This window comes from Citrobacter sp. RHBSTW-00887, from assembly GCF_013728095.1.
Classification (GTDB): domain Bacteria; phylum Pseudomonadota; class Gammaproteobacteria; order Enterobacterales; family Enterobacteriaceae; genus Citrobacter; species Citrobacter braakii.
This window is the reverse complement of the sequence record NZ_CP056267.1, coordinates 3,497,771-3,515,598: the sequence shown is the minus strand read 5'-3', so window position 1 is coordinate 3,515,598 and position 17,828 is coordinate 3,497,771. Positions and strand designations below refer to the sequence as shown.

Annotated in this window: 17 protein-coding genes and 1 tRNA gene; 10 read left to right on the top strand and 8 right to left on the bottom strand. The window is 52.9% G+C overall.

Going from position 1 to position 17,828, the window contains the following annotated elements:
• Window positions 1-7: 7 nt before the first annotated feature.
• The 8 genes from rimK (at window position 8) to rlmC (ending at window position 7,817) form a co-directional block, all read left to right on the top strand.
• Window positions 8-910 carry a 30S ribosomal protein S6--L-glutamate ligase gene (gene rimK, locus HV314_RS16850; protein ID WP_016152412.1) on the top strand — a complete coding sequence of 301 codons (903 nt, stop codon included), beginning with the start codon at window positions 8-10 and terminating at the stop codon, window positions 908-910.
• Between the two features lie 90 nt (window positions 911-1,000).
• Complete coding sequence (locus HV314_RS16845; protein WP_016152413.1) at window positions 1,001-1,477, top strand: YbjN domain-containing protein; 477 nt, start codon at window positions 1,001-1,003, stop codon at window positions 1,475-1,477.
• A 433-nt stretch (window positions 1,478-1,910) separates the two neighbouring features.
• Window positions 1,911-3,023, top strand: a complete 1,113-nt coding sequence (potF, locus tag HV314_RS16840; RefSeq protein ID WP_016152414.1) for a spermidine/putrescine ABC transporter substrate-binding protein PotF — start codon at window positions 1,911-1,913, stop codon at window positions 3,021-3,023.
• A gap of 138 nt (window positions 3,024-3,161) precedes the next feature.
• Window positions 3,162-4,295, top strand: coding sequence for a putrescine ABC transporter ATP-binding subunit PotG (gene potG / locus HV314_RS16835; RefSeq protein ID WP_016152415.1), 1,134 nt, complete (start codon window positions 3,162-3,164; stop codon window positions 4,293-4,295).
• A 9-nt stretch (window positions 4,296-4,304) separates the two neighbouring features.
• Window positions 4,305-5,258, top strand: coding sequence for a putrescine ABC transporter permease PotH (gene potH / locus HV314_RS16830; RefSeq protein ID WP_019076381.1), 954 nt, complete (start codon window positions 4,305-4,307; stop codon window positions 5,256-5,258).
• Window positions 5,255-6,100, top strand: a complete 846-nt coding sequence (potI, locus tag HV314_RS16825; protein WP_103768922.1) for a putrescine ABC transporter permease PotI — start codon at window positions 5,255-5,257, stop codon at window positions 6,098-6,100. Before potH ends, potI begins: the two co-directional genes overlap by 4 nt.
• A gap of 59 nt (window positions 6,101-6,159) precedes the next feature.
• The gene (locus tag HV314_RS16820; RefSeq protein WP_016152418.1) at window positions 6,160-6,648 is read left to right on the top strand and encodes a YbjO family protein; all 489 of its coding nucleotides are present in this window, start codon (window positions 6,160-6,162) and stop codon (window positions 6,646-6,648) included.
• 41 nt (window positions 6,649-6,689) lie between these two features.
• Window positions 6,690-7,817 (top strand): 23S rRNA (uracil(747)-C(5))-methyltransferase RlmC, encoded by a 1,128-nt coding sequence (gene rlmC / locus HV314_RS16815; RefSeq protein WP_181546218.1) that lies wholly within the window; start codon window positions 6,690-6,692, stop codon window positions 7,815-7,817.
• A 141-nt stretch (window positions 7,818-7,958) separates the two neighbouring features.
• Here rlmC and HV314_RS16810 read toward each other — a convergent pair.
• From HV314_RS16810 to HV314_RS16800, 3 genes are all read right to left on the bottom strand, one after another.
• Window positions 7,959-8,046, bottom strand: a tRNA-Ser gene (locus HV314_RS16810).
• Between the two features lie 149 nt (window positions 8,047-8,195).
• Window positions 8,196-8,873 (bottom strand): isochorismatase family protein, encoded by a 678-nt coding sequence (locus HV314_RS16805; RefSeq protein ID WP_181546217.1) that lies wholly within the window; start codon window positions 8,871-8,873, stop codon window positions 8,196-8,198.
• Window positions 8,874-8,889: 16 nt separating this feature from the next.
• The gene (locus tag HV314_RS16800) at window positions 8,890-9,750 is read right to left on the bottom strand and encodes a pirin family protein (protein WP_047359394.1); all 861 of its coding nucleotides are present in this window, start codon (window positions 9,748-9,750) and stop codon (window positions 8,890-8,892) included.
• A gap of 108 nt (window positions 9,751-9,858) precedes the next feature.
• On the opposite strand from HV314_RS16800, the gene HV314_RS16795 reads away from it, so the two are divergent.
• Window positions 9,859-10,770 carry a LysR family transcriptional regulator gene (locus tag HV314_RS16795; RefSeq protein WP_016156103.1) on the top strand — a complete coding sequence of 304 codons (912 nt, stop codon included), beginning with the start codon at window positions 9,859-9,861 and terminating at the stop codon, window positions 10,768-10,770.
• Window positions 10,771-10,849: 79 nt separating this feature from the next.
• Here the strand turns inward: HV314_RS16795 and infA are convergent, their stop codons facing one another.
• The 5 genes from infA to trxB all read right to left on the bottom strand — a co-directional run bounded on the left by infA (window position 10,850) and on the right by trxB (window position 16,674).
• Window positions 10,850-11,068 (bottom strand): translation initiation factor IF-1, encoded by a 219-nt coding sequence (gene infA, locus HV314_RS16790; protein WP_002211347.1) that lies wholly within the window; start codon window positions 11,066-11,068, stop codon window positions 10,850-10,852.
• A gap of 285 nt (window positions 11,069-11,353) precedes the next feature.
• On the bottom strand, window positions 11,354-12,058 hold the full coding sequence (aat, locus tag HV314_RS16780; protein ID WP_046274664.1) for a leucyl/phenylalanyl-tRNA--protein transferase: 705 nt from the start codon (window positions 12,056-12,058) through the stop codon (window positions 11,354-11,356).
• 44 nt (window positions 12,059-12,102) lie between these two features.
• A complete protein-coding gene (gene cydC, locus HV314_RS16775; protein ID WP_019076386.1) occupies window positions 12,103-13,824 on the bottom strand; it encodes a heme ABC transporter ATP-binding protein/permease CydC in 1,722 nt (573 codons plus the stop codon).
• Window positions 13,825-15,591, bottom strand: a complete 1,767-nt coding sequence (gene cydD, locus HV314_RS16770; protein WP_047359392.1) for a heme ABC transporter permease/ATP-binding protein CydD — start codon at window positions 15,589-15,591, stop codon at window positions 13,825-13,827.
• A 114-nt stretch (window positions 15,592-15,705) separates the two neighbouring features.
• A complete protein-coding gene (trxB, locus tag HV314_RS16765; RefSeq protein ID WP_016152427.1) occupies window positions 15,706-16,674 on the bottom strand; it encodes a thioredoxin-disulfide reductase in 969 nt (322 codons plus the stop codon).
• A gap of 547 nt (window positions 16,675-17,221) precedes the next feature.
• Between trxB and lrp the strand changes: the two genes are divergently transcribed.
• The gene (lrp, locus tag HV314_RS16760; protein WP_002439523.1) at window positions 17,222-17,716 is read left to right on the top strand and encodes a leucine-responsive transcriptional regulator Lrp; all 495 of its coding nucleotides are present in this window, start codon (window positions 17,222-17,224) and stop codon (window positions 17,714-17,716) included.
• The last annotated feature ends 112 nt before the right edge of the window (window positions 17,717-17,828 follow it).

The window sequence follows — 17,828 nt, the reverse complement described above, 5'->3', positions numbered from 1 at the left end:
GTGCAGGGTGAAAATTGCCATTTTGTCCCGGGACGGAACGCTCTATTCTTGTAAGCGCCTGCGTGAAGCGGCGATGCAGCGTGGTCACCTGGTTGAAATTATCGATCCCCTTTCTTGCTATATGAACATCAGCCCGGCGGCGTCCTCTATTCATTACAAGGGCCGCCAGCTTCCTCATTTCGATGCAGTGATCCCAAGGATTGGTTCAGCGATTACCTTTTACGGTACTGCGGCGTTGCGCCAGTTTGAGATGCTGGGTAGCTATCCGCTGAATGAGTCGGTAGCGATTACGCGTGCGCGCGATAAGCTGCGTTCGCTGCAGTTGCTGGCGCGTCAGGGAATCGATTTACCCATCACCGGGATTGCTCACTCTCCGGACGATACCAGCGACATGATTGACATGGTTGGCGGCGCGCCGCTGGTGGTAAAACTGGTTGAAGGTACGCAGGGGATCGGCGTGGTACTGGCGGAAACGCGGCAGGCCGCAGAAAGCGTGGTGGATGCCTTTCGTGGGTTGAATGCCCATATACTGGTTCAGGAATATATCAAAGAAGCGAAAGGGCGAGATATTCGCTGTTTCGTGGTCGGTGACGAGGTGGTGGCCGCCATTGAGCGCCGGGCCAAAGAAGGTGATTTTCGTTCTAACCTCCATCGCGGTGGGGTTGCCACTATTGCGAATATCACGCCGCGCGAAAGGGAAATTGCGCTCAAAGCCGCTCAGACAATGGGTCTGGACGTTGCTGGCGTTGATATTCTGCGTGCTGAACGTGGGCCGCTGGTCATGGAGGTCAACGCTTCTCCTGGCCTGGAGGGGGTGGAGAAAACCACCGGAATAGACATTGCCGGCAAGATGATCCAGTGGATTGAGCGTCACGCTACGCCTGAATTTTGCCTTAAAATCGGCGGCTAAGCACAATATCGATTGCGATCGTAGTATGACACGCTCTTTTTGCGTAAGCTGTGCCGGTATTTTTTTCATCAATAGAGGTCGCACATTATTATGACATCACTGGTCGTTCCCACTCTGGATACGTTGCGTCAATGGCTCGACGACCTGGGCATGAGTTTTTTTGAATGCGATACCTGTCAGGCGCTGCATTTGCCGCACATGCAGAATTTTGACGGCATCTTTGATGCAAAAGTTGATTTGGTCGATAACGTCATTCTGTTTTCCGCGATGGCAGAAGTCAGACCTTCTGCACTACTGCCGCTGGCCGCCGATCTGTCTGCGATTAACGCCAGTTCACTGACGGTGAAAGCCTTTCTGGATATGCAGGATGATAATCTGCCAAAGCTGGTGGTCTGCCAGTCTTTATCCGTTATCCCGGGCGTGACGTTTGAGCAGTTCGAATATTTTGTTCGCCAGAGCGAAGAGCAAATATCGATGGTGATCCTCGAGGCCGGTGCGCATCAGCTGTTATTTAACGCTGAAGAAGATGCGCAAAACAGCAACGCCGAAGTTCATTTCCTCCATTAATTCTTCCTGAATCTGGACATATATTGCGCAGCCGCTGCCAAAGCGGTTGCGTATTGCCTGTTTTTATTCTGCATTTAACCGTTCATTAAAGAATTATTCACCTCCATTCAGCGCCTTCCGCTGTATGTCATAGACAATTCATGCATAAAAAATTGATAAAAGACGTTTTTTAATCTGGGCTATATCCACAAATCCTGGCTAAAGTTATTCTTGCGAAGCTTATCAACGTCATCATTCAAACAGCCCCTTGTGGCCTGACCTGTGGCCACAATGCATATTGAATGCATGGGCGGATAACAGCGCGCAATAGCGGCGTGAGGAGAGTCCTCTCTTTTCATGGGGGCCGCTTGAAAGAATATGCACGTTTCTTGCATATCATTAGAGTGTGACATTTTTGTTCGTTTGTTAACGAACTTTCAGAAGGAAAGAGATTATGACCGCCTTAAATAAACGATGGTTACCAGGCCTGGTTGCGGGTGCTCTGATGGCCATCTCTGCTGGCACGCTCGCTGCTGAACAAAAAACGCTGCATATTTATAACTGGTCTGATTATATTGCCCCAGATACGGTGGCTAATTTTGAAAAAGAGACCGGAATTAAAGTTATCTATGACGTATTTGATTCCAATGAAGTGCTGGAAGGTAAGCTCATGGCTGGCAGTACCGGCTTTGACCTTGTCGTTCCATCCGCCAGTTTCCTTGAGCGTCAACTGACCGCGGGCGTCTTCCAGCCGCTGGATAAGAGCAAATTGCCTGGCTGGAAAAACCTCGATCCTGAATTGCTGAAGCTGGTGGGTAAACACGATCCGGACAACAAGTTTGCGATGCCGTATATGTGGGCAACAACCGGTATTGGCTATAACGTGGATAAAGTGAAAGCGGTACTGGGGCCGGATGCGCCGGTTAATAGCTGGGATCTGATCCTCAAGCCAGAAAATCTGGAAAAACTCAAAAGCTGCGGCGTCTCTTTCCTCGACGCGCCCGAAGAAGTGTTTGCCACCGTGCTGAATTATTTGGGTAAAGATCCAAACAGTACCAAAGCGGATGATTACACCGGACCGGCAACCGATCTGCTGTTGAAACTGCGCCCGAACATTCGCTACTTCCACTCCTCGCAGTACATTAACGACCTGGCAAACGGTGATACCTGCGTGGCGATTGGCTGGGCCGGGGATGTATGGCAGGCGGCAAACCGGGCGAAAGAAGCGAAAAATGGCGTCAATATTTCCTTCTCAATTCCTAAGGAAGGTGCGATGGCCTTCTTTGATGTGTTCGCGATGCCTGCCGATGCGAAAAACAAAGACGAAGCCTATCAGTTCCTCAACTACCTGCTGCGCCCTGATGTAATTGCGCATATTTCTGACCACGTGTTCTATGCCAATGCCAACAAAGAAGCGACAGCACTGGTCAGCCAGGACGTGCGCGACAACCCGGGCATTTACCCGCCTGCCGATGTCCGCGCCAAGCTGTTCACGCTGAAAGTACAGGATCCGAAGATCGACCGTGTACGTACTCGCGCCTGGACGAAGGTAAAAAGCGGGAAATAACCCGATGTACGGGACGTGACCCGGCAGGATTTACGCCTGCCGGGCAGTGTTGAACCCGGACACATATAACCCGGCAATACGCACCACCGTGGTGCGTTATTTGCACCGTTTCTTTGTTTTATGCCGGAGAGCGCCTAATTGAATGATGCAACCCCACGCCCACAAGCGAAAATCCGCAAGGCGCTGACCCCGCTGCTTGAAATTCGCAACCTGACCAAGTCCTTTGACGGTCAGCACGCCGTTGATGACGTCAATCTTACTATCTACAAAGGTGAAATATTTGCTCTGCTCGGTGCGTCCGGCTGCGGTAAATCGACCCTGTTGCGGATGCTGGCGGGATTTGAACAGCCAACAACCGGGCAAATTATGCTTGATGGCGTCGATTTAGCGCATGTCCCGCCTTATCTGCGTCCGATTAATATGATGTTTCAGTCCTATGCACTGTTTCCGCACATGACGGTAGAGCAGAACATTGCCTTTGGCCTCAAGCAGGACAAGCTGCCGAAGGCTGAAATCGCCAGCCGGGTGAGTGAGATGCTAGGCCTCGTGCATATGCAGGAGTTCGCCAAACGTAAGCCGCATCAGCTTTCTGGCGGTCAGCGTCAGCGCGTGGCGTTGGCGCGTAGCCTGGCGAAACGCCCGAAGCTGCTGCTGCTGGATGAGCCGATGGGGGCGCTGGATAAAAAGCTCCGTGACCGCATGCAACTGGAAGTGGTGGATATCCTTGAACGTGTCGGCGTGACCTGCGTGATGGTGACGCACGATCAGGAAGAAGCCATGACGATGGCGGGCCGCATTGCGATCATGAACCGTGGCAAATTTGTCCAGATCGGCGAGCCTGAAGAGATCTACGAGCATCCGACTACGCGTTACAGTGCAGAATTTATCGGTTCGGTTAACGTCTTTGAGGGGCTTCTGAAAGAACGTCAGGAAGATGGTCTGGTTATTGAGTCTCCAGGATTGGTACATCCGCTGAAAGTGGACGCAGACGCTTCCGTTGTCGATAACGTCCCGGTGTATGTTGCGCTGCGCCCAGAAAAAATCATGCTCTGCGAAGCCCCTCCGCCAGAGGGATATAACTTCGCGGTAGGCGAAGTGGTGCACATTGCCTATCTGGGTGATTTGTCGGTGTACCACGTACGCTTGAAAAGTGGCCAGATGCTGAGCGCTCAGTTACAAAATGAACATCGTTATCGCAAGGGATTACCAACCTGGGGTGACGAAGTCCGTTTATGTTGGGATGCGGACAGCTGTGTGGTGTTGACGGTTTAAGGAGCGAAGATGAGTACACTTGAACCTCCGGCGCGCGTGGATAACGTGGGGCGTTTCACGCTGTTTATGTCGCGGCTGCAAATGAAGCACGGGCGCAAGTTGGTCATCGCGCTGCCGTATGTGTGGCTGATGCTCCTGTTTCTGCTGCCATTTCTGATCGTCTTCAAAATCAGTTTGGCTGAAATGGCGCGGGCTATTCCGCCGTATACTGACCTTATTTCATGGGCTGACGACCAGTTATCCATCACCCTCAATTTAGGCAATTTCCTGCAACTGACGGACGATCCGCTCTATTTTGATGCGTACCTGCAATCTTTGCAGGTAGCGGGGGTTTCGACTGTCTGTTGCCTGCTGTTGGGATATCCGCTGGCATGGGCGGTCGCGCACAGCAAACCCTCGACACGCAATATTCTGTTGCTGCTGGTGATCCTGCCGTCCTGGACGTCATTTTTGATTCGCGTATACGCCTGGATGGGGATCCTGAAAAATAACGGTGTCCTGAACAACGTTCTGATGTGGCTGGGCGTTATCGACCAACCGTTGACGATTCTGCACACCAATCTGGCGGTCTATATCGGTATTGTTTACGCCTATTTGCCCTTTATGGTGCTGCCGATTTATACCGCGCTGACGCGTATTGATTACTCGCTGGTGGAAGCGGCACTGGATTTAGGCGCCCGACCGTTAAAAACCTTCTTTAGCGTGATCGTGCCGTTGACCAAGGGCGGGATTATCGCCGGGTCAATGCTGGTGTTTATCCCGGCGGTTGGGGAGTTTGTGATCCCGGAACTGCTGGGCGGCCCGGACAGCATCATGATTGGGCGTGTGCTTTGGCAGGAGTTTTTCAATAACCGTGACTGGCCGGTGGCTTCTGCCGTCGCCATTATTATGCTGCTGTTACTGATTGTGCCGATCATGTGGTTTCATAAATATCAGCAAAAAAGCGTGGGGGAACACGGATGAATAACTTACCGGTCGTTCGCTCGCCGTGGCGTATTTTTATCCTGGTACTGGGTTTTACCTTCCTGTACGCGCCGATGCTGATGTTGGTTATCTATTCGTTTAACAGCTCCAAGCTGGTGACGGTCTGGGCGGGGTGGTCAACGCGTTGGTATGGTGAGCTTTTCCACGATAGCGCGATGATAAGCGCCGTGGGTATGAGCTTAACGATTGCCGCCTGTGCTGCGACGATGGCGGTAATTCTCGGTACCATCGCCGCCGTGGTGATGGTGCGCTTTGGTCGTTTTCGTGGATCAAATGGTTTCGCCTTTATGATCACCGCACCGCTGGTGATGCCGGATGTCATTACCGGTTTGTCGCTGCTGCTGCTGTTTGTGGCTTTGGCGCACGCCATCGGCTGGCCAGCGGATCGCGGTATGTTGACCATCTGGCTGGCGCACGTCACATTCTGTACAGCGTACGTGGCGGTAGTGATTTCCTCGCGTTTACGCGAACTGGATCACTCCATTGAGGAAGCGGCGATGGATCTTGGTGCCACGCCGCTGAAGGTTTTTTTCGTCATCACGCTGCCGATGATTATGCCGGCGGTGATCTCAGGGTGGTTACTGGCCTTTACGCTGTCGCTCGATGACCTGGTCATTGCCAGTTTTGTCTCTGGTCCTGGCGCCACAACGTTACCCATGCTGGTGTTCTCCAGCGTACGTATGGGGGTCAATCCGGAGATCAACGCGCTGGCGACGTTGATACTTGGCGTAGTAGGAATTATCGGATTTATCGCGTGGTATCTGATGGCGCGAACAGAAAAACAACGGATTCGCGATATCCAACGTGCAAGACGCGGCTGAAAAAACTAAAATCTGCCAACCTGTCTATACGGCGCAGCTGCGGTGGCTGCGCCGTTTTCATGGAAGACGACGCGTTGGGATTTTTTAAGAAATCATCCACATCACATGCCCGTTTAAACGTCCCTACTTTAGTGCAGGTGGCGGCGCTGGCTATTATCATGATCCGCTGTCTCGATCTGTTGATGATTTTTAATACGCTCGGGTTTCGCGGAACCAGCGAGTTTATTCATCGCAGCGTCCAGACCTGGAATTTGACGCTGGTGTTTCTGGGTAGCCTGGTGCTGCTGTTTATCGAAATTTACTGCGCATTTTCGCTGGTTAAAGGTCGGAACTGGGCACGCTGGGTCTATCTACTGACCCAGATTATCGCCAGCGTCTATCTGTGGGCGGCCTCATTGGGCTATGGATATCCGGAACTGTTCAGTATTGCGGGAGAGTCCAGACGTGAAATCCTGCATACGCTGGTGATGCAAAAATTACCGGATATGCTGGTGTTGCTACTGCTGTTTGTTCCTGCGTCCAGCAGGCGGTTCTTCCGCTTGCAATAACGTGTATAATCTTCGCCCCCTGTTAATTTGTAGGTTTTTGTATGCAGTGCGCACTTTATGACGCCGAACGCTGCCGCTCTTGTCAGTGGATAACGCAGCCTGTCGCCGATCAACTCTTCGCCAAAACAGCCGATCTGCAGAATCTGCTGGCCGATTATCCGGTCGGAGAATGGTGCGCGCCGGTCAGCGGCCCGGAGAGCGCTTTTCGTAATAAAGCTAAAATGGTGGTCAGCGGCAGCGTGGAAAAACCGCTGCTGGGGATGCTGCATCGTGACGGTACGCCGGAGGATTTGTGCGAGTGTCCGCTCTATCCTGAGTCTTTTGCGCCGGTGTTTGCCGCACTTAAACCGTTTATCGCCCGTGCGGGGTTGACGCCCTATAACGTGGCGCGCAAACGCGGGGAGCTGAAATATCTGCTGTTAACGGAAAGCCGGTTTGATGGCGATATGATGCTGCGTTTTGTTCTGCGCTCCGATGCGAAACTGGCACAACTGCGTACGGCGCTGCCATGGTTACAGGCGCAGCTTCCGCAGTTAAAAGTGATCACCGCCAATATTCAACCTGTGCATATGGCGATTATGGAAGGGGAGAGCGAAATCTTCCTGACGGAACAACAGGCGCTGGCTGAACGCTTTAACGATGTGCCATTGTGGATACGCCCACAGAGCTTCTTCCAGACCAACCCCGTGGTGGCTGGGTATTTATATGCCACGGCGCGCGACTGGGTGCGACAGCTTCCGGTTAATCACATGTGGGATCTGTTTTGCGGCGTCGGGGGTTTTGGTTTGCACTGCGCCACGCCGCAGATGAAACTGACGGGTATTGAAATTGCGCCAGAGGCCATTACCTGTGCGAAACAGTCGGCGCAGGAGCTTGGGTTGCAGAATCTGCATTTTCAGGCGCTGGATTCAACCCAGTTTGCTACCGCACAGGGAGAAGTGCCGGACCTGGTGCTGGTGAATCCGCCTCGTCGGGGGATTGGGAAGCCGCTGTGCGATTTTCTCTCCCGCATGGCGCCGCGTTTTATCGTTTACTCCAGCTGTAATGCACAAACCATGGCAAAGGATATCCGCGAGTTGCCTGGGTATCGCATTGAACGCGTCCAACTTTTTGATATGTTCCCACATACCGCGCATTACGAAGTGTTAACTCTGCTCAGCCGACAATAACCGACATGCCTGATGGCGTGATGCTTATCAGGCTACGCCGAGATGTTGAAATGTAGGCCCGATAAGGCGCATGCGCTGCATCCGGCAAATGCAACATGCGAAAAAAAAGCCCGTACTTGCGTACGAGCTCTTTCTCGAATATGGCGGTGAGGGGGGGATTCGAACCCCCGATACGTTGCCGTATACACACTTTCCAGGCGTGCTCCTTCAGCCACTCGGACACCTCACCATATTGTATTGCTGCCTGACCGCTTGGGGGGCAACGGGGCGCTACTATAGGGAGTTGCGCTAAAACGGTCAAGCAGAATTTACGTGTTAACTCTCGTTTGGTTACGCAATGTACATATTCCTCCGCCCGGACAGGCGCGGAGAATATGATTAGCGCTGCGAGTCCAGTTTTTCGCCGTTGGTCACGACTTCCTGGGCCTTGCTATAGCTCTCGATCAGCAACTGATAAGCCGGGAAGATTTTGGTATACACTTCCGCCCATTCAGCGGCGTCTTCACGGTTCCATGTCCCCTGAATTTCAGAAGCGACGGCGGCGGTATCCATCGGTATCACGCCAGCCTGAACAACACGTGCCAGGGTGATTTCCTGCGCCATTTTGCTGTAAGTACCGGAAGCGTCGATCACTGCGAAGACCTTGTAGCCCTCCTCAACCGCGCTGATGGCCGGGAAAGCCATGCACACGCTGGTGATCGTACCGGCGATAATCAGCGTCTTACGACCCGTAGCTTTGACCGCTTTCACGAAGTCTTCGTTATCCCAGGCGTTGATTTCGCCTTTACGTGCTACGTATTGGGCATGTGGCGCATTGGCATGGATCTCTGGGATCAACGGGCCGTTAGGCCCCTGCGGTACCGACGCCGTGGTAATTACCGGCATCTTCGCCAGGGTTGCAATTTTAGCCAGCGCGGCGGCACGCGCACGCAGTTCCGGCATTGGCATATCGCCGACGGTCTGGAACAGCCCACTCTGATGATCGATAAGCAGCATGACGGAATCATTCACATCGATGACCGGACGTGAACCATTAAAGTTTGCAGGACTGGACATATTCTTCTCCTTCGATTCAGATTTGGCCAAAGCGGCCGGAGTTAAAATCGCGGACGGCTTCAGCGATTTCTTGTTTCGTATTCATCACAAACGGACCGTAACCTACAATCGGCTCGTTCAATGGTTCGCCAGACAGCAGCAGCACGCTGGCGTCGCTGGTGGCTTCAATGTGTAGCGTTTTCCCCTGCTGGCTTAGCACTACCAGTTGTGCTTCGCCGGCAGGCGTGGTGCCGTTTACGGTGATATTCCCTTTTAATACCACCAGAGCGGTGCTCCACCCTTCAGACTGGGACAACGTCAGCGGATGATTACGTTGCAGGCGCATATCCCAGACGTTCAGCGGTGAAAAGGTGTGTGCCGGGCCTTTCGTATCCTGATAGCTGCCCGCGATCACGCGAACGCTGCCTGCATCATCGGGCAAGGCGACGGTGGGAATAACATCGCTGCTGATGCCCTGATAACCCGGTACGGCCATTTTGTCTTTTGCCGGCAGATTGACCCACAGTTGCACCATTTCCAGTTCACCGCCTTGACGGGTAAATTCCGGGGAGTGGAACTCTTCGTGTAATATTCCTGCACCAGCGGTCATCCACTGCACATCGCCAGGGCCGATAATGCCGCCGCGACCGGTTGAATCACGGTGTTCAACTTCGCCGCTGTAAACGATAGTCACCGTCTCAAAACCGCGGTGAGGGTGTTCACCTACGCCGCGTTTTTCGTTACCCGGCGTGAACGTATGCGGACCTGCGTAATCAAGCAGCAGGAACGGGCTTAATTGCTCAGCATGAGACTGGTAAGAGAACATCGAGCGAACCGGAAATCCATCGCCAACCCAGTGTGGGCGAGGTGCGGTGTAGACGCCTGTTACTTGTTTCATATGTGTCTCCTCAGTGGCGTTGTTTTGATGTGAATAAGCTTATATTCATGACAGCGAGCTGAGTAGTAGCTAAAATAGCTCTCACTGTCTCAAAAATAGGACAATGAAATGGCAAGGCCGGATCTCAATGATTTTGCATGGTTTGTGCATGTTGTAGAGGAAGGGGGATTCGCGGCGGCGGGTCGGGCGCTTGATGAACCAAAATCAAAACTCAGCCGACGGATAGCGCAACTCGAAGAGAGGCTGGGGGTACGACTGATTCAGCGAACCACCCGGCAATTTAACGTGACTGAAGTCGGGCAAACCTTTTACGAACACTGTAAGGCGATGCTGGTGGAGGCGCAGGCGGCGCAGGATGCCATTGCCGCGTTACAGGTCGAACCGCGTGGCGTTGTGAAGCTGACTTGTCCTGTTACGTTGCTGCATGTGCATATCGGGCCAATGCTTGCCCGTTTTATGGCACGTTATCCTGACGTATCAGTACAACTGGAGGCCACTAACCGTCGTGTTGACGTCGTTGGAGAAGGTCTGGATGTGGCGATTCGCGTCAGACCTCGGCCATTTGAGGATAGCGACCTGGTGATGCGCGTCCTGGCGGACAGAGGACATCGCTTGTATGCCAGCCCACAGTTAATTGAGCAGATGGGGGCGCTACACTCTCCGGCAGAGCTGACCCGTTGGCCAGGTTTGAGTCTGGCCTCTGGTAAACATGTGCATCGTTGGGAATTATTCGGCCCGCAGGGCGCGCGGGCGGAGGTGCATTTCACGCCGCGTATGATCACCACCGATATGCTGGCGTTACGCGAAGCCGCAGTCGCCGGCGTAGGTGTTGTTCAACTTCCACAGTTAATGGTAAAAGATCAATTAGCTGCGGGTGAGTTGGTGGCGTTGCTCGACGGTTGGGAACCTAAGCGAGAAATTATTCACGCAGTCTTTCCATCACGCAGGGGATTATTACCGTCAGTGCGCGCATTAGTGGATTTCTTAACGGAAGAATATGCGCGGATGATTGAGGATTAAATACCAGGCTTCAGCCCACAAAAAAGGCCGGTTAAACCGACCTTTTATTATCTGGACGCCATTCGGGCGTTAAAAACAATCAGCGACTACGGAAGACAATGCGGCCTTTGCTCAGGTCGTACGGGGTCAGCTCAACAGTCACTTTGTCGCCCGTCAGGATGCGGATATAGTTTTTACGCATTTTACCGGAGATGTGTGCAGTAACCACGTGACCGTTTTCTAACTCTACGCGGAACATGGTATTAGGTAACGTATCGAGAACGGTACCCTGCATTTCAATATTGTCTTCTTTGGCCATCTAATCCTCTGGGGTATCACTACCGTAATTTGAACCGGCAAGATAATGCCGAAGTTCTTTTAATAAGTAAAGATTTGTGCGTTTAAAACACAGCAAATCGGGTTTGGCGCATTACTCTATCCACACACGGCAAAGCCGCACTTAAAGCGCAACGTGTAAGGGAACGAGGAGATAAACGATAGGCGTTGCCTGACGCGAACTGTTCCTTAACGGCGGCGGGGTAATGGGCTAAACCAACTCTGCGCGACAATTATAACACCCCGACAAAAAATGTGCCGAAAACATTCACTCCTGAGGTGAAAATAACATCCTGGGAATCCAGAAATGGCTCGGTAGCCGCTGCTGGCGCAGTCTGCTCAGGTGCTCAAGGTACTCCCGACGCGGTGTTTCGACGGCGCCCAGCGAGGCTGTGTGGCTATTTAATACCTGGCAGTCGATTAATTTTCCGCCCTGACGGATAAATTCAGCGCAAAAAACAAGCAGTGCGGTTTTGGACGCATTTTCCTGACGGCTGAACATCGATTCGCCACAAAACAGCGTACCTTGCGCCACGCCATACATACCGCCCACTAATTCATTTTGTCGCCACACCTCAATTGAGTGGGCATGCCCCAGTTCGTGCAGCCGATGGTAAGCATCCACCACATCATGCGTTATCCAGGTGCCTTCTTCCCGGTCATTCGCGCAGCCTTCAATCACCTGACCAAACGCGTAATTGAGCGTCACGCGATAAGGCGAATTTTTATGAAAGCGTTTCATGCTGCGGCTGAGGTGAAATTTCTCGGGCCAAAGAATGGCGCGCGGATCGGGCGACCACCAAAGGATGGGGTCGCCAGGTGAAAACCATGGGAAAATACCGCGCTGATAGGCCATCAGCAGGCGGGCAGGGCTGAGATCGCCGCCAAGCGCCAATAAACCGTTAGGCTCGCGTAAAGCGCCTTCCGGTGACGGGAAGGCTATGGAATGGCGGGACAGTTGCACCAGGCGCATGACAGCGAAACTCCACTACGCGAGTTTGATCGTTCAATAATAGCTTACAGACGTTGCTTAAACTGGTAATAACGCCCCTGCCTGGCTAACAGATCTGCGTGATTACCTTGCTCAATAATTTGTCCGTTGTCCATTACTATTATTTGATCAAAACGTGACAGCCCACGCAGACGATGTGTAACCATTAATACGGTTTTATTGCGCATGACATCGCTAATTAATTCAAGCATTTGACTTTCCGTTGTGGCATCCAACCCTTCGGTGGGTTCATCCAGCAGCATCAGCGGAGCATCGTGCAATAAGGCGCGGGCGATAGCCAGACGACGGAGCTCGCCGCCAGAAAGCTGACGACCGCCTTCGCCAAGCCAGGCGTTGAGTCCATCATCCTCAAGCAGTTTGTCCAGACCGACGCGGCACAACATCGCGGCTAATGCGTCATCGCCGGCGTGCGGTGCCGCCAGCAACAGGTTATCGCGAAGCGTAGCGCTGAACAGATGCACGCGCTGTGGCACGACGCTGATACTCTGGCGCAGCGTGGCTTCACTAAGGGTCGCAATCGGCTGTTCGTTAATCAGGATCTCGCCACTCTGCGGATCCCATGCGCGGGTTAACAATTGCAATAACGTTGACTTACCACAGCCGGTGCGACCGAGAATCGCAATGTGTTCACCGGGGTTGGCCTGCAGGGAAAGTGTATCGAGCGCCTTTTGCGCCTGTCCTGGATAGCTGAATGATACATCGCGTAGCGTAAGGGTTACCTGCTCTGAAACCGAGGAACCCGCATCCGGGAAGGTCACTTCTGGCTGCTGTTCGGTCAGTTCGGTGATGCGCAGCGCAGAGGCAATAACCTGGCCGAGATGCTGAAACGCGCCGGTGACAGGCGCTAGCGCTTCGAACGCGGCTAGTGCACAGAAGACAAACAGCGCGATCAGTGCGCCTGGCTGGGTGTTACCGCCCACGCCGCCTGAGGCCATCCATAGCATCATAATTACCGCCAGCGCGCCAACTAACAGCATGACCGCCTGCGACAACGCCGTTAATTCAGACTGGCGCCTCTGGGCTTCGTGCCATTGCAGCTCGGTGGCTTCCATTTGAGCACGGTAGCGTTCACTGGCGCCAAAAATGGTCAATTCAGCCTGGCCCTGTAGCCAGGAGGTTAACTGCTGACGATATTGCCCACGCAGATGCGTCAGACTTTGTCCGGTGCTTTTGCCTGCCTGATAAAAGAGTGGGGGCAGAATAAATAAGGTCAGCAGCATAATACCGCCGAGGGTGATAGCCAGCGTGAAATCGAGAACGCTTAGACCCAGCGTGACCACCATGATGACGACAAAAGCCCCTACCAGCGGGGAGATCACGCGCAAGTACAGATGATCGAGCGTGTCGACATCAGCCACCACGCGGTTAAGTAATTCACCCTGTCCATAACGGGACAGGCCCGCAGGGGAGAGTGGCAGCAGTTTGCTGAAGGTATAAATACGCAAATGCTGCAGCACACGGAACGTTGCGTCATGGCTGACTAGTCGTTCGAAATAACGCCCCGCGGTGCGGGTGATCGCTGCGCCGCGTACGCCTGCGGCAGGGAGCATATAGTTAAAGCTGTAAATTCCGGTGACGCCAACCACTGCAGAAGCCGACAGGAACCACCCTGAAAGCGTCAGCAAACCAATACTTGCCAGCAGCGTGACGATCGCCAGAACGATCCCCAGCGTTAACATCCATTTGTGACGTTTATACAGCGTCAGATAAGGTAGCAAAGCGCGCATTTAGATGTCCTCCTGACGATGAGCCAGTAATGTCGCAAAAGCCCCGTTGGCTGAGCTAAGTTCGGTCCAGGTACCTTGTTCAACGATCTGTCCATCCTGCATCACCCAGATAGCGTCCCAGTCGGCAAGATCTTCCAACTGGTGCGTCACCATCAACGTGGTCTGGCGGCGAGATGCCGCGTTCAACGCCTGCATCACGCGTTGTTCGCTGTGCGCATCAAGGCTGGCGGCGGGTTCGTCCAGCAGCAGTAACTGACAAGGATTGAGTAAGGCGCGAGCGACGGCAACGCGCTGCGCTTGCCCGACGGAAAGTCGGGCCGCCTGATCGCCGACTGGCGTATCCACGCCCTGCGGCAGCAGCGGTAAAAACTCGCTGACCCAGGCGCTGTCGAGTGCGGCTTGTAGCTGTTCTTCGCTGGCATCGGGGCGAGCCAGCAGAACGTTTTCGCGTAACGTGGCGGCAGGAAGCTGCGGATTTTGCCCGACCCATGACAGCTGTTTACGCCAGGAATCAGGTGACAGGTCGCGAAGTTCAAAGCCGTTAATTCGCAGCGATCCCCGATAAGAGAGGAAACCGGACAGGACATTAAGCAGCGAACTTTTACCGGAACCGCTGCGTCCAACCAGCACCGCGCGTTGACCGGCTGCCAGGGTAAAGTTGAGCGGGCCGGCCAGCACTTTACCTTCCGGCGAAGTGATAATCAGATCGTGTGCCTCAATTGAAACGGCGTCTTTCGTCGCCAGCTCAATGTCGCCACGCTCTGGATGAGCCAGCGGGGTTTCCATGAAGGTTTTCAGACTATCAGCTGCACCAACGGCTTGCGCTTTGGCGTGATAAAACGTGCCCAGATCGCGCAGGGGCTGGAAAAACTCCGGCGCCAGAATGAGCGCGAGGAAGCCTGCTGCCAGCGTGACGCCTGTCCCGTAGTGGCCGAAATCGAGTTCTCCGAGGTAGGAAAAACCGAAGTAAACCGCCACCAGCGCAATAGACAGAGAGGTAAAGAACTCAAGGACACCGGATGACAGGAACGCCAGGCGCAGGACTTCCATGGTGCGCTGGCGGAAATCTTGCGACGCAGCGCGGATGCTTTCCGTTTCGGCTTCACCGCGACCAAATATTCTTAGCGTTTCCATGCCCCGCAGACGATCGAGGAAATGACCGCTGAGGCGGGCAAGAGCCTGAAAATTGCGGCGGTTAGCATCGGCAGCGCCCATACCGACCATTGCCATAAATAACGGGATCAGCGGGGCTGTTCCGAGCAGAATAAGGGCGGCTACCCAGTTTGACGGGAATACCGCCGCTACAATCAATAATGGGACGCATACGGCCAGCGCCATTTGCGGCAGATAACGTGCATAGTAATCATGCATATCGTCAATCTGCTCCAGGATCAGCGTGGCCCAGCTCCCGGCCGGTTTGCCCTGTATCCAGGCCGGACCAGCCTGTTGCAGACGGTCAAGCACCTGGCGGCGAATTTCAAAACGAATATGTTGCCCTGCGTGAAACCCGACCCGTTCGCGTAACCAGACGACCCATGCCCGCAGGATGAAAATCAATACCAGCACGATGAACGGAAGCAGCAGCGCCTCTCGGGGAATATTGGCCATGATCATATGGTCCAGAATGCGGGCCATGAGCCAGGCCTGAGCGACGATTAACAGACCACTCACGAACCCCAACAGGCGTGAAATGTTCAGCCATCGTTGGGAAATTACACTTTGCTGTTTTAACCAGCGGGTCAGCTCTTTTTGACGGGTTTTATTCATTGCACGCTTAGCAGGTGAGTTATTGGAATTTTTGGGCAGGGCAATGTTACAACGAGGCAAAAATAAAGGCGACTTATAGTCGCCTTTTTTACTTTTGTTACTGATTTGTAAAACTTATTTGCAAGCGTCCGCCAGACCGTCGAGATAACGTTCTGCATCAAGCGCGGCCATACAGCCTGTGCCCGCAGAGGTGATCGCCTGGCGATAAATATGATCCATCACGTCACCGGCTGCGAAGACCCCCGGAATGCTGGTTTGTGTGGCATTACCGTGAATACCGGACTGAACTTTGATGTAGCCGTTTTCCAGTTCAAGCTGACCGTCGAAAATGGCAGTATTCGGGCTGTGACCGATAGCGACAAACAATCCGGCAACGTCAAGTGACTCCACATTGTCAGTGTTTTGCGTATCGCGCAGGCGCAGCCCAGTTACGCCCATTTGATCACCGGTTACTTCTTCCAGCGTGCGGTGGGTGTGCAGCACGATGTTGCCGTTTTCAACTTTATCCATTAAACGCTTGATGAGGATTTTCTCAGCGCGGAAACTGTCGCGACGGTGAATCAAATGCACTTCAGATGCGATATTCGCCAGATACAGTGCTTCTTCAACCGCAGTGTTGCCACCGCCAATCACCGCAACTTTTTGGTTACGGTAGAAGAAACCGTCGCAGGTCGCGCAGGCGGAAACGCCGCGGCCTTTGAATGCTTCTTCTGAAGGCAAGCCCAGGTAACGTGCTGAAGCGCCGGTAGCGATGATCAGTGCGTCACAGGTGTACTCTCCGCTATCGCCGGTCAGACGGAAAGGGCGGTTTTGCAGATCAACTTTGCTGATGTGATCAAAAATGATTTCTGTATCAAATTTGGTCGCATGTTCGTGCATACGCTCCATCAGCAGCGGGCCAGTGAGATCGTGCGGATCGCCAGGCCAGTTTTCCACTTCTGTTGTTGTGGTCAGTTGACCACCTTTTTCCATACCGGTAATCAGTACCGGTTGCAGGTTAGCGCGTGCAGCGTAGACCGCAGCGGTATATCCCGCAGGGCCTGAGCCCAGAATAAGAAGTTTACTGTGTTTGGTTGCGCCCATGAGATCCCCATAGTTGTTGGCAGGCAATGAGCAGGATTGTAGGGAATTTACAGGCGTAAAAAAAGAGTATGGCGATTTTGTTAACAATTTGTGTAATAGCAGAAACCGATGAGCGGGGGAATAAGTCGTAATACTATAACGATTTCTACTAAAAATCGGTCAGTTATAAGGTGATAAAATGACGATTTTCCATCACTGCGAATGAATAACTGGCATGTTGTACTAAAAATCGATGTTTTACTTTGACAATCACCTGCTGTTTTGCGAAAACAGTCAAGGAAGAAAAAAAATGTGTCATGTATGTGCTGCATAATCATGCATGTAGTTACCATGTTTACCGTGTTAGCGAAATCTACGCATGGTGTGGACAGATGCCATTCGTGATGTCGATAGCCGCCGACAGGCAACGGTCTTCTCACCATAAGCCCAGGCATTACAAACCGAAAATCCCTCTGGGTTGCGGTTTATTTTGATGGGTAGCGACTCTGAACAGTGATGTTGGTAGAGTCAGGCAGGAGTAGGGAAGGAATACAGAGAGACAATAATAATGGTAGATAGTAAGAAGCGCCCTGGCAAAGATCTCGACCGTATCGATCGTAACATTCTTAATGAGCTGCAAAAGGATGGGCGTATTTCTAACGTCGAGCTTTCTAAACGTGTGGGACTTTCACCAACGCCCTGCCTTGAGCGTGTGCGTCGGTTGGAAAGACAGGGTTTTATTCAGGGCTATACAGCGCTGTTAAACCCGCATTATCTGGATGCATCACTTCTGGTTTTTGTTGAGATTACTCTGAATCGTGGCGCCCCGGATGTGTTTGAGCAATTTAACTCTGCAGTACAAAAACTTGAAGAAATTCAAGAGTGTCATTTGGTTTCCGGTGATTTCGACTATTTGTTGAAAACACGCGTACCGGATATGTCGGCGTACCGTAAGCTGTTGGGGGAAACCCTGCTGCGTCTGCCTGGCGTGAATGACACACGTACTTATGTCGTAATGGAAGAAGTCAAACAGAGCAATCGTCTGGTAATTAAGACGCGCTAACACGGAACAGGTGCAAAATCGACGCAGTTTGATTACACTCCTGTTAATCCATACAGCAACAGTGCCGGGGCAACCCGGTGCTGTTGTCCGTTTTAGCATCGGGCAGGAAAAG